This is a genomic window from Simiduia aestuariiviva (assembly GCF_014192475.1).
Classification (GTDB): domain Bacteria; phylum Pseudomonadota; class Gammaproteobacteria; order Pseudomonadales; family Cellvibrionaceae; genus Simiduia; species Simiduia aestuariiviva.
Genome location: NZ_JACHXZ010000003.1, coordinates 275663 through 291373 on the forward strand (window position 1 = coordinate 275663; position 15711 = coordinate 291373).

At 51.8% G+C, this 15711-nt stretch carries 12 protein-coding genes; 10 read left to right on the forward strand and 2 right to left on the reverse strand.

Going from position 1 to position 15711, the window contains the following annotated elements; genetic code table 11:
- Window positions 1-84: 84 nt before the first annotated feature.
- The 8 genes from FHS30_RS10945 to FHS30_RS10980 all read left to right on the forward strand — a co-directional run bounded on the left by FHS30_RS10945 (window position 85) and on the right by FHS30_RS10980 (window position 7800).
- The gene (locus tag FHS30_RS10945) at window positions 85-519 is read left to right on the forward strand and encodes a DUF4398 domain-containing protein (RefSeq protein WP_183910521.1); all 435 of its coding nucleotides are present in this window, start codon (window positions 85-87) and stop codon (window positions 517-519) included.
- Window positions 516-1331, forward strand: a complete 816-nt coding sequence (locus FHS30_RS10950; RefSeq protein ID WP_183910522.1) for an OmpA family protein — start codon at window positions 516-518, stop codon at window positions 1329-1331. The genes FHS30_RS10945 and FHS30_RS10950 overlap by 4 nt, the downstream gene beginning before the upstream one ends.
- A 797-nt stretch (window positions 1332-2128) precedes the next feature.
- On the forward strand, window positions 2129-2674 hold the full coding sequence (locus tag FHS30_RS10955) for a sigma-70 family RNA polymerase sigma factor (RefSeq protein ID WP_183910523.1): 546 nt from the start codon (window positions 2129-2131) through the stop codon (window positions 2672-2674).
- The gene (locus FHS30_RS10960; RefSeq protein WP_183910524.1) at window positions 2671-3342 is read left to right on the forward strand and encodes an anti-sigma factor; all 672 of its coding nucleotides are present in this window, start codon (window positions 2671-2673) and stop codon (window positions 3340-3342) included. The genes FHS30_RS10955 and FHS30_RS10960 overlap by 4 nt, the downstream gene beginning before the upstream one ends.
- Before the next feature lie 139 nt (window positions 3343-3481).
- Window positions 3482-5062, forward strand: coding sequence for a DUF4331 domain-containing protein (locus tag FHS30_RS10965; protein ID WP_183910525.1), 1581 nt, complete (start codon window positions 3482-3484; stop codon window positions 5060-5062).
- Between the two features lie 11 nt (window positions 5063-5073).
- The gene (locus tag FHS30_RS10970) at window positions 5074-5556 is read left to right on the forward strand and encodes an Ig-like domain-containing protein (protein ID WP_183910526.1); all 483 of its coding nucleotides are present in this window, start codon (window positions 5074-5076) and stop codon (window positions 5554-5556) included.
- 67 nt (window positions 5557-5623) lie between these two features.
- Window positions 5624-6721 carry a tetratricopeptide repeat protein gene (locus FHS30_RS10975; RefSeq protein WP_183910527.1) on the forward strand — a complete coding sequence of 366 codons (1098 nt, stop codon included), beginning with the start codon at window positions 5624-5626 and terminating at the stop codon, window positions 6719-6721.
- Window positions 6718-7800, forward strand: a complete 1083-nt coding sequence (locus FHS30_RS10980; RefSeq protein WP_183910528.1) for a HupE/UreJ family protein — start codon at window positions 6718-6720, stop codon at window positions 7798-7800. The genes FHS30_RS10975 and FHS30_RS10980 overlap by 4 nt, the downstream gene beginning before the upstream one ends.
- A 116-nt stretch (window positions 7801-7916) precedes the next feature.
- Here the strand turns inward: FHS30_RS10980 and FHS30_RS10985 are convergent, their stop codons facing one another.
- Both FHS30_RS10985 and recR read right to left on the reverse strand, forming a co-directional pair.
- Entirely contained in the window at window positions 7917-8585 is a 669-nt protein-coding gene (locus FHS30_RS10985) for a ribonuclease D (protein WP_183910529.1), read from the reverse strand.
- Window positions 8585-9064 (reverse strand): recombination mediator RecR, encoded by a 480-nt coding sequence (gene recR / locus FHS30_RS10990; protein WP_183910530.1) that lies wholly within the window; start codon window positions 9062-9064, stop codon window positions 8585-8587. The genes FHS30_RS10985 and recR overlap by 1 nt, the downstream gene beginning before the upstream one ends.
- Before the next feature lie 101 nt (window positions 9065-9165).
- Between recR and FHS30_RS10995 the strand changes: the two genes are divergently transcribed.
- Window positions 9166-10473: a M48 family metalloprotease gene (locus FHS30_RS10995; RefSeq protein ID WP_183910531.1), complete on the forward strand. Its 1308-nt coding sequence runs from the start codon at window positions 9166-9168 to the stop codon at window positions 10471-10473.
- Window positions 10466-15652 carry an AAA domain-containing protein gene (locus FHS30_RS11000; protein WP_183910532.1) on the forward strand — a complete coding sequence of 1729 codons (5187 nt, stop codon included), beginning with the start codon at window positions 10466-10468 and terminating at the stop codon, window positions 15650-15652. Before FHS30_RS10995 ends, FHS30_RS11000 begins: the two co-directional genes overlap by 8 nt.
- Window positions 15653-15711: the final 59 nt, after the last annotated feature.

Consider the following 15711-nt stretch of genomic DNA (forward strand, 5'->3'; position numbering starts at 1 on the left):
ATGCAACCGACGAAGACACCACACTAGGTTATATTCCCGCTCTACCAGCAGCTCACTAATAGAGCGTCAGAAGGGGCATTGAAAATGAAACGATTAGAGAACTCGCAATTCAAGTGTGTTTTATCACCCAAGTTGCGTCGCTCGCTTACAACTTTTGTGGGGGCATCGACCATTGCAACCGCATTGGCGTTGACTGCCTGTACAGCAAGCTCACCTTATCCCTACCAAGCATTGCACAACGCGGAGTCCGCCATTGGCAACGCAGATCAGGAACGAGTGTCAGATTATGCACTGCCCGAGCTCAGTCAGGCGCGCAAAAAACTCACCGAAGCGCGTGCAGCTGCTCAAGCAAAAGATATGGCAGCAGCTAAGCGACTTGCCAATGAATCAGAAGTGAGTGCGCAATTAGCCTCTGCGCGAGCGACACAGATTAAAGCCAGTCTGGTCAACGATGACATGATCCAAAACATAGACATGTTAGAACAAGAAATGCAGCGCAACCAAGGAGACAACCCATGAATACACCACTGCTAAAATACTCGAAATTGGCGGTGCCCACAGCCGTAATTCTACTCACCATGGCCTGCTCTAGCCCGGCAACCAAACCCGATGGCGCAGTCGGTGTGCGTGAAAAACTCACAGACTTGCAATCGGATCAAAAGCTTGCCAGCCGCGCACAGCTGGCCATTAAGGAAGCAGAATCCGCCACGCGCATGGCAGAGCGGCCAGAGCGGGAGCAGGCCGTCGCGCAACACCGAATATATATGGCGGATCACAAGGTTGAGATTGCCATTGCCATTGCGCAAAGCCGACTACTGGAAGATCAACGCAAAGCGCTGATTGATCAACGGGACGCATCGCGCTTGAGCGCCCGCACAACAGAGGCCAATTTCGCCCGCCAAAAAATGCAGGATGCAAAGCGACGCAATGCCAAACTCGAACAGGAGCTGGCCGACCTCAATGCGAAAAAAAGCGACCGAGGTATGGTGTTGACGCTCGGCGATCTATTGTTTGAGACTGGAAAATCAGATTTAAAGTTTGGCATTGCAGATAATCTCGACAAGCTATCACTGTTTCTCAATCAAAACCAAGATCGCCAACTGATCATTGAGGGCTACACAGATAACATAGGCAGTGACGCCTTTAATCTAAGTCTCTCACAGGATCGCGCCGACTCAGTGAAATCCTATCTGCTAAAACAGGGCATCGCGAGTTATCGCATGCAGTCATCAGGCAAAGGGGAAGGCACGCCCATCGCCAGCAACGATTCTGCGCAAGGGCGCCAGAGAAATCGCCGCGTAGAAATTATTATTCCAAACGAGGCCTACTGAAAATCTGGATGCCACCTAATGCAGCCTACTCAGGAGGCCATGCCATCAGACTTTTAGGTACTGATAGAAGCTGAAACAATGTGAGCCGCTGCGGCTAAATAGTTAAATAAAAACTGAAAGCGTAACGCCGGTGATTGATAAAAGCTCACCGGCTTTTTTATGCGCTACTCTTCACCCTTTACTGCGACTTGCTGACTGCACCGCCACTTCCGCCACGCAATGCACAGCGACAGGAATTTCTCTGTCTGAGGGCAACAGCGCGGGCATGCAGACGGCACTGCTTGCACACGGCTACCTGCATCCCAGCCAACCCAAGCGGATCGGGCGCTTATTCAAGCCATTGCCGCGCGGATAACCGACGCCGGCCTTGTTGTTGAGGCCAGTTACGATCAATCCGAACTCACCAGCACCTAGCCGTTCGCGGCACGGAGGATTTGTACTTTAGGCTTGGGACTTTAACCGACAGCCACCGACACTACACCACTCAGTATGTCATCGAGTGCTACCATACTCCCGCTAGTGTTCAGCAAGGCTTTGGTTGGAAAATGTATTTTGTGCTCGCCAAAGACTGGTATAGATTTGCTGACGCCTTGCCGCCCGCTTCTAAAATCAGCCTGACATTGCGGCAATCGGCCACTGAAACCACCCTAATTCCTAGCATTGCAGTGACCATTCTTAGACAGCCCCGCGCGGCCTACTCTGGGCCGCCGAAAATAAATGAAAAAAGTTGCATCCAAAATACTGGTTCAATCGTAAAACTAGGACACCGTACCTGTACCCACCTTACTTGAGCCGCTATGCAGACTACAGAAGAACAACATTTACAACTACTGAGCGCCACCTCACTGGGCGACAGACGGGCTTTCGAGCAACTTTATCAACTCACCAGCGGTCGTCTTTACGCCGTGGCACTGCAGCTATTGCGCCAGCGCGACAAGGCCGATGACGCAGTGCAAGAGGCCTTCGTTAAAATTTGGCACAACGCCGGCGAGTACCACCACCAAAAGGGATGCGTGCTGGCTTGGATGATTAGCATCGTCCGCTACCGTGCACTGGATATGCTGCGTGCCAGCAAGCGCCGGCGCGAAGACAGCAGCACTTTGTTGCCCGAGATCGCCGACCACAGCTCACCGGATGGGGTATTCACTCAGCGGCAAGATAAGGCGCGCATCGATCACTGCATGGAGCGCTTGGATCAGCAACAGCGACAAGCCATCGCCCTAGCCTATTTTAACGGCTACACCCACCACGAAATGTGTGACTACTTAGCCTCGCCATTGGGCTCGGTGAAAAGCTGGGTCCGGCGAGGACTGGAAAAATTAAAGAGGTGCCTTGGCGCATGAATTACTTACTGCCTGAACGCCGCGAGGCACTCGCTGCAGAATACGCCTTGGGAACACTGTCGGGGCTGGCGCGTGCTCGCTTTCAGCGCCTGATGATGCAACATGCCGAGCTTCGCAGCGCCGTTTGGCGCTGGGAAAATTATTTCAATGAATTAGGCGCGACGCTGCCCGAACAAACGCCCGCTGCACATGTGTGGCAAGGTATCGCTCAACGACTGGGCTTTGTGCCAGCCAAATCTGAAAAGTCCCATTGGTCCCTTGCGCGCTGGCTTTCGGGGGCGATAGTCGCGGCGGCTCTGGTGCTGGCCGTTCTCGTAGCGCCGAACCAGCACCAACCGATGCCCAGTCAGCTGGCGCTGTTCCAAAACGCAGACTCGCAACCACTCTGGCTGGTGCAGCTACAAAGCGATCTCATCAAAGCGCGCGCCACACCCAACGTGACGCCCAGCTTAACCGCCGACTTTGAATTGTGGATGGTGCCGAGCGACGGATCGGCGCCGATCTCTCTGGGCCTTCTGCCCGAGTCCGGCAGCCGGGAGCTACTCAGCGCACACAGGTTGGTCAACGTCGCCTTTAACGCCTTGGCCATTAGCCAAGAGCCGCCGGGCGGCTCGCCAACGGGTCAACCTACTCAAGTGCTGTACGTGGCCCAGCTGGTGGCCATCTAGACGCCGAAACCTAAAAAACCTAACACCCTTTGCGCCCTCACTTGAGGGCTTTTTTTTACCTGATCTGTAAAAAAATGCATCCAAATCATCGGCAGCGGCGTTAGTAGAGTGAACGTACTCATTCACAAAAGGTTTTATCATGAAAAGAAGCACCCTTGCTTTGATGATCTGTAGCAGCTTGCTGTGCGCCAGTAGCCATGCCTCAAGCCATCGGGAAGCACCCAACGTAACGCGTCTACCGACTCTCGACTCCACCGATTTCTATGCCTTTAACAGCTATCAACCCGGCCGCGCCGAATTTGTGACTTTAATAGCCAACTATATTCCGCTTCAAGATGCCTACGGCGGTCCCAACTATTTTGCGATGGATCCAGCCGCGGTTTACAGCATCCACGTCGACAATGACGGTGATGCACAAGAAGATTTAACCTTCGAATTTCGCTTTAGCCAAAGTCTGGCCGGCGGTGAAGGCATTAAACTCAGCGTCGGCCCCAGCGACAACCAACGACAAGTTGCCGTACCGCTTAAAAATGTAGGTGGCATTTCCGCCGCCAACCAAGACAACGCCAATTTTAGTGAAAGCTACAAGCTAAGTTTAGTGACAGGGGATCGTAAAAGCGGCTCGTCCATAACAGTGACCAACGCCACCAGCGGCGCTGACAGTTTTGCCAAGCCACTTGACTTTATTGGCACCAAATCTTTCAGCTCGCGGGCGGATTATGCAACCTATGCGCAGTCGTTTATCTATGACATCAGCATACCGGGTTGCAACATTAATGGTCGTGCTTTCGTCGGCCAGCGCAAAGACCCCTTTGTGGTTAACCTGGGAAAAACCTTCGATTTAGTTAACTATGTGCCGGTTGAAGGTGACAGCAGCGCCAGCGCGGGCGATGGTGGTGGTTTCCCTGGCGGTATCACTCAAAACCCTGGCAACGATGATTTGCAGGACAAAAACGTCACCACTTTGGCACTGGAAATCCCAAAACCCTGCTTGACGGGAGCCGGTAGCGGCAGCATCGGAGCCTGGACCACCGCCAGCTTGCCGCAAGCGCGTATTTTAAATCCCAATGCCGGCTTTAATAACACTGAGGTCAACGGTGGCGCACTGACGCAGGTGTCGCGCCTGGGCAATCCACTGGTGAACGAATTGGTTATTGGTTTAAAAGATAAAGACCGATTTTCATCGGCGGAGCCAAAAGATGACGGCCAGTTTTTAGATTATGTAAGTCATCCTGCCCTGCCAGAATTGTTGAACATTTTGTTTAAAGATGCGGTTAATTCTACGCTCGGCACCAGCTTCGACACATTGGCGCCCACCCACTTTCCTCGCAACGATTTAATCACGGCGTTTCTAACAGGTTTTGCAGGTGTCAATCAGCTCGCCACAGTGACGCCGTCTGAAATGCTGCGTTTAAATACCGCCATAGCGGCCACACCGCTGGATTCGCAATCCACATTCGGCGTAGTCGGCGATGATTTGGCGGGCTTTCCCAATGGCAGACGCCCCGGTGATGATGTAGTCGACATTGCCTTGCGAGTTGTGATGGGTCGTCTGTGCTATCCGATACCCATTAATGGTACTAACACGGATTTAGGTTTATGCGCTCCGGAAGATGCGAACACAGGTGAAGTGGCCTTTACCGACGGGGCACCAATCAGTGCGGCCGATATGGGCGACAGCTTTCCCTACCTTGCAGCGCCGCTGCCGGGCTCAGAGTAAGGAGCGCAGTTATGCAAATTAAACCGATTATAATTTTCGTGATTGCAGCTGGACTGTTGGTAGGTTGCGGGAGCGAGAAAACCAAAAATCGAGCACCCGTCGCCACCAGCTCAAGCTTTACCACAGAGGTCGACTCAACCTTAACCGGCCAACTCAGCGCTAGCGATCAGAATCGTGACATGCTGATGTACAGGCTGACAACAGAACCCACACAAGGAATTGTAATACTCGAATCAACGGGTGCTTTTAGCTACACGCCAAAGGCTGAGTACACTGGCCTAGATAGCTTCAGCTTCAGCGTTTCGGACGGCAAAGTGGAATCAACTAAGGCTATTGTTTCGATCGAGATCAATCCACAGCAGGTGCTGTTCTCCAGCTACAGCCGTAGTGCTTTTTCACAAAGCGCTGACGCTAAACCGCTGTCTACCAACGGCCGGGAGTTTGAGCAGGATGTTGTTTCAGAGCAGGCCTACGACGACTTGCTGAGCAACTAGGACTGTCATCGGCAAGCTGCCATGGACGGCAGCGCTTTCGTAACCTGGCTATGACCGGAATTTTTAAATGACAAAAATGTACGCACCATTTTATACCCGCATCGGCACACTGCTGCTCACTTTTTCGACGCTTATCGCTGACTGTTTTGCCGAGCCCTTTCAACCGACGCAATCCGATCAGGTTATTGCACGCTGGCCCGCAGTGGCGATACGGCAGCACGAGCTCTCAAGCGAAGACAGACTGGCACAGGCACAGCAACTGTTACAAACAGCCAACCAGCCAGGTCAGTCGTTTCGCTACGGTCTTGCAGAAGCACTAGTCGCACCGGTAGTAAACAATCTTGCTGAAAAAAAAGCCATTACTACAGCCGGCTGGTATATCTGGGCGACAATTCGACAACAACAGCACGAATTCGACACCGCGCTTGAGGCGCTGCAAGAAATTACCAGCCCGGCACCCGAATATGAATCAGCGCAACTCATGCGGGCGCGTATTTTTTTGACTCAGGGCAATACCCGCGCGGCACAAAAATCCTGTTTATCCTTGGTTGGCATCACAGACCTGCTGACGTTATCGGCCTGCACGCTAGAGGCGACGCCCGACAATCTAGCGGCCAACTACCAACACCTCAGCGGATTGATCGATTCACACGGCTTGCCGGCAGAACCCAAGCGCAGCTGGATCATGCAGTTAATGGCACAAATGGCGATGCAGTTAAACAGGCCTGAGCAAGCGGTTCAGTGGCTCGGTGCACCCACCACAACCGCTAGCGTCAGCTGGCTGAGTCAGTGGGCTGACCTGCACTTTGCGCTGCAAGATCCAGCCACTGTGTATCGCCACCTTGACCAACTTGCCCAGATGCTAGCGGCCCAACAGTTATCTTTGGAAGACGGCCTGTTGTTGCGTCTGGCTCACGCTGGCCAGTTGCTAAATAAGCTCAGCTGGCAGTCGTTAGTAGAGGCCCGTATGGCCCTGCGCGAGACCCGATCTGACCTACAACACGCCAGCGACTTGGCCTATTACTTTATTTACCTTGCACCAAACCCCAACAAGGCTCTGCACTGGGCTGGCGTTAATTTGCAATCCGCCAACGAAGCCGCTGACCAGCAACTGATGCAACGGGCCTTAGCACTTGGTTTGCCACCGGCCCGGAGGTCAGAATGAAACTGTGGTTTTTTCTTGTGGCCCTGCTGTTGTGCTTGAACTCACCCGCTGGCAGTGCACACCAACTTTCTACTGGCTATCTACAAATATCTAATAGCCAGGAGCACAGCACCCAAGGCGTGCTGCAATTGCGGCTCTACGATTTACACCTAGCCATAGGTCTAGATCAAAACAACGACGGCGCCTTAACCTGGCAGGAACTGTTGCTTCGGCGCCCTGCTTTATTGCAGTATTTACAAAGTAGCCTGACATTTGAAAACCAAAATGGCCAGTGCCCTTGGCAGGCGTCAGAACAATTTTCGCTCGACAACTATTTTAACGAAACCTATTTACACCTGCCGCTACAGGTGCAGTGTGCAGACCTACTTTCAATTAATTATCGAGCATTGTTTGACGTAGATTCGCACCACAAATTAATTGTCACCGGCCAAATCAGCAGTCAAGTTGCCAGCCATCAACAACGTACCTTGCTGCTGGGTGAGAACAACTTGTGGCGCACTGCGGTCAACTACTTAGGGCTTGGGGTTAGCCATATCTGGATGGGTTGGGATCACCTGTTATTTCTGGTTACCCTGTTGATGAGCATTTTTATTCTAGCGCTGCGCCAACCCGGTTCAAACCACGCCAGTTTGCCCACGCTACTCGCGCGCACGGCGTGGCTGGTGACGAGTTTTACACTGGCTCACTCCATCACCTTGACAGCCACTGCCTTGGGATTACTCAGCACTTCTACCCGCTGGGTAGAAGTGATCATCGCCGCCTCTGTCTTGCTGGCAGCACTTAACAACGTGTGGCCCATGGTCACCCGTCTTGGCTGGCTGACGTTCGGCTTTGGACTAGTTCACGGGATGGGATTTGCCAGCGTTTTGCAAGAAATCGGGCTAGACCCGCAGCACCAATTGCTTACGGTGCTGGCCTTTAACTTAGGCGTGGAAGTAGGCCAGTTACTATTTCTGGCGTTACTGATACCGATCTTGTATGGCCTGCAACAAACGCGGCTCAGTTCGCGCCTGAGCTACAACGCAGTGTCGCTTGTCATTGCGGCCATTTCCATTCAATGGATTGTGCAACGCGTGTGACGGTTGCCGGATTTGCACCCGGCGCCACTAAGCGCCAGTCTCACCTGGGCTTTCAGCCGCGCTGTTTTTTGCCTGGCGCCATTTAAGCCAACCGATGCGCACCAGCACACTCAGCACTAAGGCCGCCACCCACACAAAGGCCATCGGCCAGACCACGCGCATGACAGGCTGATCGGTAAACAACCCATCGAGCACCAATACAAAAAAGGCCGGTGCCCATTGGCGGAGTCTTCACGCACCCATTCCAGGCGACCTAAGGCCTTTAACTCGGCTAAAATTTTTCCGTAGGCTACCAGCAAATAGGCCACATCGAGTGCCGCGTAGTGCAATTGCGACTGACTCAGCGGGCGCTGCATCCAATCGGAGCGCGTCTCACCCTTTTCTAAGCTCACCGACAGCAACTGCTGAATTAACGCGGCATAGCCCTGCGAAAAACCAAAATTTGCAAACGCCGCGGCATTTTGTGTATCGAACATCGGCTTGGGTACAACATCTAACAGGTAGCGAAATACTTCCAAGTCTTCAGAGCAGGAGTGAATCACTTTGACGGTGCCGGGGTGCGTCATTAACGTGGCCAGCGCCGACAAATCATCAATGGCCAGAGGATCAATGAGGTAGCACCCCTGACCATCGCCCACTTGAATCAAACCCGCGTGTGGATAATAGGTTTGACTGCGCATGAATTCCGTATCAATGGCAATGGCGGCCTGTTGCTGCCAGCGTGCGCACAGTGATTCCAACTCTGCCTGTGTATCCACCCAGATGGGTGTCGTTGCAATGGTCATTAAATTTTTTGCCTGCTTGAAAAGGCGTGCGCCAGTGTGCCGCCATCAATAAATTCGAGTTCGCCACCCAAAGGCACGCCATGGGCAATGCGCGACACGGACACGTCGGCTCGCTTGGCGCGCTCGGAAATGTAGTGGGCCGTGGCCTCACCCTCAATGGTGGGGTTGGTGGCCAAAATGACTTCTTCTATATCGCCCTCGGCCAACAGTGTTTGCAGCTGATCTAAGCCGAGATCGCTGGGGCCAATGCCGTCGATGGGTGACAAGTGCCCGTGCAACACAAAGTAGGTGCCTTGATAGGTGCCCGCCTGCTCAATGGCGAGCACATCCGCGGGCGTCTCCACCACACACAACATGGATTTGGTGCGCCGCTGGTTGTTGCAAATACTGCATTGATGTTGCTCGGTGAGGGTGCGACAGCGGCTGCACTCGCCCACTGAAGATTGATTCAACGTTTCCCGAACATCCCGCCGCTGCACCCACTTTTGAGACTATCAGCACCTAGGAATTCATTCTCATAAGATCCTTAACAGTACTGCAAAGGTTAGGTACACTCTTCGATTCATTGGAATTCTTGTCAGTGGCTAAAGTGGAGTTAATTTTGGACCGGAGCGATCAAACTGCCCGCGCACTGGCGCCGCTTCCCTACCATCGTGCTATCTGCGAATTCTTGCAAGCGCAAGAGCCAGATTTATGGAAATGGTTTTCCTCAGACAACTATAGCGACCAATTGATCGAGTCACAAAAGCTAGAGCTTCTTAAATCAACCGTACGGCTTTCATCAGACAACCACCCGCAATTGTATGCGCGCGCCATACAAGCGCGAGACGCCTTGGGCATTTCGCTACCTTTAACCCTGTACCAAGCACAAGCCAGCGGCAACGGACTGAATGCCATGTTGTCGTTTTTCCCAAACGAGCTCGTCATCGTACTACAGGGAGATTGGGCCAAACATCACAGCGAGCAAGAACTGCTAGCCGTATTCGGCCACGAGATCGCGCACCATAAACTCTACACTGAACAAGATGGCCAATTTTTCACCACCATGCGCATTCTCTCTTGGTGCCAGCAGCAACCAGATTGCTCCGCACCTTATGTGGAAAGCTACCGGCGCTACCAACTGTTTACCGAGGTATACGCCGATTTAGGTTCACAGGTGGTGACCGGAGAATGGCAATCAAGCGTGGCGAATTTAATCAAAGTCACCACGGGCGTTAGTGAAGTATCCGTGGACGACTATGTGGCGCAAGCCGACGAGGTACTCGCCAAACACAAGATTGGCTCGCAGCAAACCAGCCATCCAGAAATTTTTCTGCGCGCAAAAATTTTACACAGTTTACACCAAGCACAACATAAGAATAGCTGGAACGCCAAAGCATGGCAGACAGAAACTCAACAGCTAGTTATTGGACCACTGGACGTTGTGAGTCTGGATTTGTTAGATCAACAGCTGCTCACAGAGGCAAGCTTACAGCTGATAAACCTGTATACCGCAAACACCTGTTTCCAAACCGATACAATCGAAGCGCTGGCACAAGAATTTTTTCCAGAATTTACGTGGCCAACACCAGCGTTAAAGCAAGCACTCGACACCGTCGAAGCGAGCAACTCCGAGCCATCCTATCGCGATACGCTAACAAAGGTACTCGACCACTGCAGCGACAACACCCGTGAGTATCTGTCGTTTGTACTACTGGATTTTGCTTGCGCAGACCCCGACTGCCAACCCGACAGCTATAGCCACGCTTTACGTCTCGCTCAACAACTAGGCTTCGAGAACAACTTCGAACCGCTGTTTCGCAAAGAACTTAAAATGAAAAAAGAAGAGGTTGCCAAATTACTCGCGAACTCTATATCCACGGCAGAAGAAGCAGACGATCATGAGTGAGCAATCGGATACCCAAACCTTTTTCCAGCAGTTGGCCCAGTGGCAGACCCTGGGGCACATAAGCACCGACGATTTATTAGGTATGGTGCTGCCCTTGGTGGAACAGACTGCCGAATTGCACGCACAAGGCTTGATTGCTCCGCTCAACGGAGTAGATGCGCTATCGGTTTCTATGGGCCATCTGTGGTTCTTTAATGGCGACGCCTGCGACCCTAGAATTCAAACAGCCGCGCTAAAAGACATAGATGTTCACGACGCTAATTCTGCATTGGCAATTACCGGTCACTACAGCGAAATGCGCACAGACCATGGAATTGCAACATTTAACAAACATCTCGCCCAGCGTGATGAGCCAGCCCGACTGGCCTACTACCCAGATTACTGTGCATGGGAAGAAAAGTGTGACCACCACGATGCATTAACCGATGTTCACGTCTTAGGGTTAATCATGGCAAGCCTCGCCACTGGTCTCGACTTCACCGACCCAGAGTCTTTGGCACAGTTTGTTAATCAGCGGGATGATCTGTCTCGATTGAACCCAAGGTTGCATCCCTTAGTTTCGAAAATCATTACAGAAATGACTGCGCTTGAACGCCACAGGCGACCACAGGATTTACAGACATTACTGCAAACCCTACGCCACTATCGCGAACAGGATCAAGACACAACAAACGAAGATTATTTGATAGAAGCGGACGGTGACCAACAGGCCATTCAAAAACATCTACGCAACAAGCTTTTTGAAATAAGTCGGCGCAACCGGCTACTATATTTTCGCGATACCGGCAGCAGTGCAAATCTGACACTGGCATCAGTACCGCACGTATTAGATTACCGAAATATTCGCATTGAGCAATTAATGCTGTGCAATGAATATTTAGTGCGGACATTTTCGAGTGATAAACCGGTCGCTCTGTCGCGCTGGCTGCGTTTTGAAGACTACCCCTTTTTGAGCAATCAACTGGATAAAATCAGGTTGCAAGCGGGGCGCGACGAAAAAGAATACGGCTTTTCACAGCTACGACTGGTACTGGCTTTTTTCCGCTGGCACAATTTAAAAGAGACACCGCAAGAGCGAATCAATAGCCCGTTGATTCTCGTACCCGCGAAAGTCCAAAAGAAAAAAGGTGTGAAAGACAGCTACACCCTAACGGCAGACTTAAGTCAGGCAGAAATCAACCCCGTACTTCGCTACCAATTACAACAAGTATTCGATATTAGATTACCCGAACGTATTGATGCCACAGATGCTTCGGCCATCGTTAATTTACACACCCATCTGCAGCAGCAGATAAATCAATCGGCACGCGGTGTAGAGCTGACACTGGTAGACCGTCCACGTATACAGCTGATTGCCCGTAAAGCTAAGCGCAAACTTGATGATTTTAAACGCAAAAGGCGAATTACCGGTCGCGGCATCAGTGACTACAATGGCATTCCCTACAGCTACAATCGCGATAAATTTGAGCCTCTGGGCGTACAAATCTTTACCCGCAATGTCAGGTTGGCCGAAGCGCCGGCGAGAGACACCATTGCCGCTGTCAATCGAAGCGCAGTGTTTAAAGCTATGGTTGACGAAGAAACCAGCGTGGAGCAAGACTTCTATGCCATTGATCAAGGTCAACAGGGCGGCGAAAACCATTGGGAGCTAGACTTATGCTCGCTTACGCTAGCTAATTTTAGCTACCGAAAAATGACCTTGGTAGGCGACTACACAGAGCTTTTACAAGCTAACAATAGCGGCGAAAATTTCAACGCCCTATTTAGCCACAAGGCAAAACCTGTACTGCAAATAGATAAACAGGTAGCGCTAGCGGACCAATTTCATTTACTACCAGCTGATCCAAGTCAGTCTGCTTCGGTATGGACCAGCCGAAGCAACCAAAGCTACGTAATTCAAGGCCCGCCAGGTACCGGTAAATCGCAAACTATTACCAATCTTATTGCAGACTATATGGCGCGCAATAAATCGGTGTTATTTGTGTGCGAAAAACGCGTGGCATTGGACGTGGTATACCATCGCCTAAAGCAAGTGGGCATTGAAGACCTATGCGCTTTGATACATGACTCGCAAGGCGATAAGAAGGCCTTCATCGACGACTTGGAAACGCTGTATCTGCGCTGGCAGACCACCGACCACCACAAAGATGACCCACACAGATCTTCGCTGCTTGCAGACATCGCAACGCTGCTGACCGAACTGGAGTCCTTTGCCAACGCGATGCAATTGCCAGTCTACGACGCGCAAGAAAATCCGGACACGTCGTTAGACACACCGGCCGAACAGGATTCATCCATTGCTGGCCCCAGCTTACGTCAACTACTACAGCGCTGGGTGGCGGCCGGCGGCAGCAATACACAACTAACCACACAGCAACGGGCGCAATTACCAAGCTTAGAAAGCTACGAAAAACAGCGTAAAATCCTATCTCACATTATTGACAGTCTTAACAGCACCTTATCGCAATCGTGCGGCGCTAATTCCTTGGCAGAGTCACCGCTATGGTGTCTGAAAGGTAACCTTGCCGATAGCGTAAACCCCGAGGCAGATCTTGATAATTTCTGCGCGCGAATTATCCAAGCGTGGCCCGAAACCATGTCCGATGCGGAAAGATTGGGCCAGCTTTTAAACCTTGATAACTCAAGCTGGCAAGACCTATTGACCGCCCACACACTGATAAAGCCGCTGACGCCGCTAATTTTGGACGATCAAGTAAAGCTGCTAGACCCAGACAGCATTGGTGCGCAAAAACTTAAGAAGCACTTAGCGCTATGGCAAACTTTAGCCGAGGATGCCGAGCGCACACGCGCACTCGCCACCGGCTGGCAACTTGACAAGGTGAGCCTAGAATCCGTCCACAATGCTGCCGCTGCAGCCCGGGATTGCGAAGGAAAATGGTGGCTATTTTTAAGTGGCCGGTGGCGTCAAGCCAAGCAGTTGGTGCGCGATTTTGGGCCAAAAACATTCGACTCTTACACCCTTACACTGCAACACGCAGCCGACGCCCTGAGCGCAGCCGAACATTTTTCGGAGAAGCAGCTCGCACTAGAGAGCCAGTTTGGCGTGGACGATCTTGGCGCCATAGCGCCCATTCTAGCAAACGCTTGGCGCCCACCAAAAACCATGCTGGCGTTAGAACGGCAAATTTATCGCGCCTGTATCGCAGAGGCCAGCAACCCTGAGCTGCTGGCAAAAATCGCACAAAGCAACCACCTACAGTCTACAGAAGTAGAGCTAGCGGGCTGGCTAACGGCGTACCAGTTAAAGTCACCCAGAGAAATTCGCGCAGCAATAGATGCACTCAAGGGTCAGGGCCAGCTGGCCTATGAAGTAGCCGACCTGCTGGTACAACTCGACAACCTTGATACACCAATAGGCACAACGCTGCGCTGCCTACCGCTACCACTCATCGATATTGAAAACGCCATTACCACCGAAACACTCAACCAGAAATTTCGCCGAAATCGCACCCTATCGCGCTTTGATGGCAACCGCCTACAGCAATTGTTTGGTGAGCTCGATGCAAAATTAGCTCAATTGCGCGAAGCTAACGCCGAAGCCATTACCAATACCACGAGATCGAAATTCTTAGCAAATATACAGCGCGCTTCAGGCTCAATGGCAAATACAACACAGGAAGAAAAGGATTGGCGCAGAGCCTTTAACCGAGGCCGAAAACTATTAGAGCGTGAATTCGAAAAATCCCGCGCCTACAAATCTATTAGGGAACTCTTCACCTCAGAGGCGGGTGAATTACTTCGCAATCTAAAGCCTGTGTGGATGATGAGCCCCCTCAGTGTTTCAGATGTTTTACCGCTTAGCGAAACTTTGTTCGACGTGGTGATATTTGACGAGGCGAGCCAAATACCCTTAGAAGATGCCGTGCCAACGCTCTATCGCGCACGGCAAATGATTGTGGTGGGCGACGAAATGCAATTGCCACCGTCTCAGTTCTTTGCCAGCCAATCTGCAGATGATGATGAACAAACGCAAAATTTGCACATCTATAATCTAAACGCCGACTCTTTTCTAAACCGTGCCTCCGGCGCGCTGCCTACCACCCTACTTAGCTGGCACTACCGGAGCCGGCACGAGAGTTTGATTGGGTTTTGCAATCAGGCATTCTACAGCGGTCAACTGCAGACGGTGCCCAGCACTCAGTCGCTATTGCCACAGCCACCTATTGTGGTAAATCCCAGCGATAGCGACGATCAATCATCCGGTCAAACGCTTGCCGTCGAAGCACAGGTTTACCAGCGGCCAATCAGCTATCACAAGTTGGAAAACAGCCCTTACAGCCAACAACGCAACACCGGTGAGGCCAATTATATTGCCCAGCTGGTGCGCCAACTGCTGCTGGATCAGCGCCGAGAAACCGTAGGTATTGTGGCATTTTCACAAGCGCAACAGACGGAAATCGAGGCAGCGCTCGCGCGTCTTGCGAGCGACGATAAACGTTTCGCAGAGGCACTAGAAGCAGAGGAAGAACGCGAGGACGAAGATCAGTTTGTCGGTTTATTTGTTAAAAACCTTGAAAATGTTCAAGGTGATGAGCGCGACATCATCATTCTCAGCGTGTGCTACGGCCCGAATATTCAGGGCAAGATGTTGATGAATTTTGGACCCATCAATCAAAACGGCGGCGAGAAAAGACTGAACGTAATTTTTTCACGGGCAAAAAAGCACATGGTAGTGGTCACTTCCATCGAAGCCTCGCAAATCACCAACACCTACAACACGGGCGCCAACGCATTGCGCCAGTATTTACGCTATGCACGGGCTGTATCTGAGGGCAATACCACCGGCATGCAAACAGCGCTACTGGAATACGGCTACTCACAACCCCAGCAAACTCAAGAAGATCGCGCGCTGGTACAGGTGATCGCCGAACGATTACGAGGCGTAGGGCTAGTGGTTGAAACCGGTTACGGGCAGTCTGAACTCACTTGCGATCTAGCCGTGCGGCGCAAACAAGACGTACATTTTAGGCTAGGCATCTTAACTGACAGCCGCCAACATTACGCCACAGAGGATTTAATTGAACGCTACCATACACCGGCCAGCGTTCTGCAAGCGTTTGGCTGGAATATTTGTTTTGTGCTGGCCAAAGATTGGTATCGAGATGCCGACGCAGTCATCGCTCGCATACTTGCGAGCCTAACTGATCGCGAATCTTGATACTCAAGTGACACAAACTTTGGTCAATGGGGGCGCACAACGCAATCGGCCTAACCCGA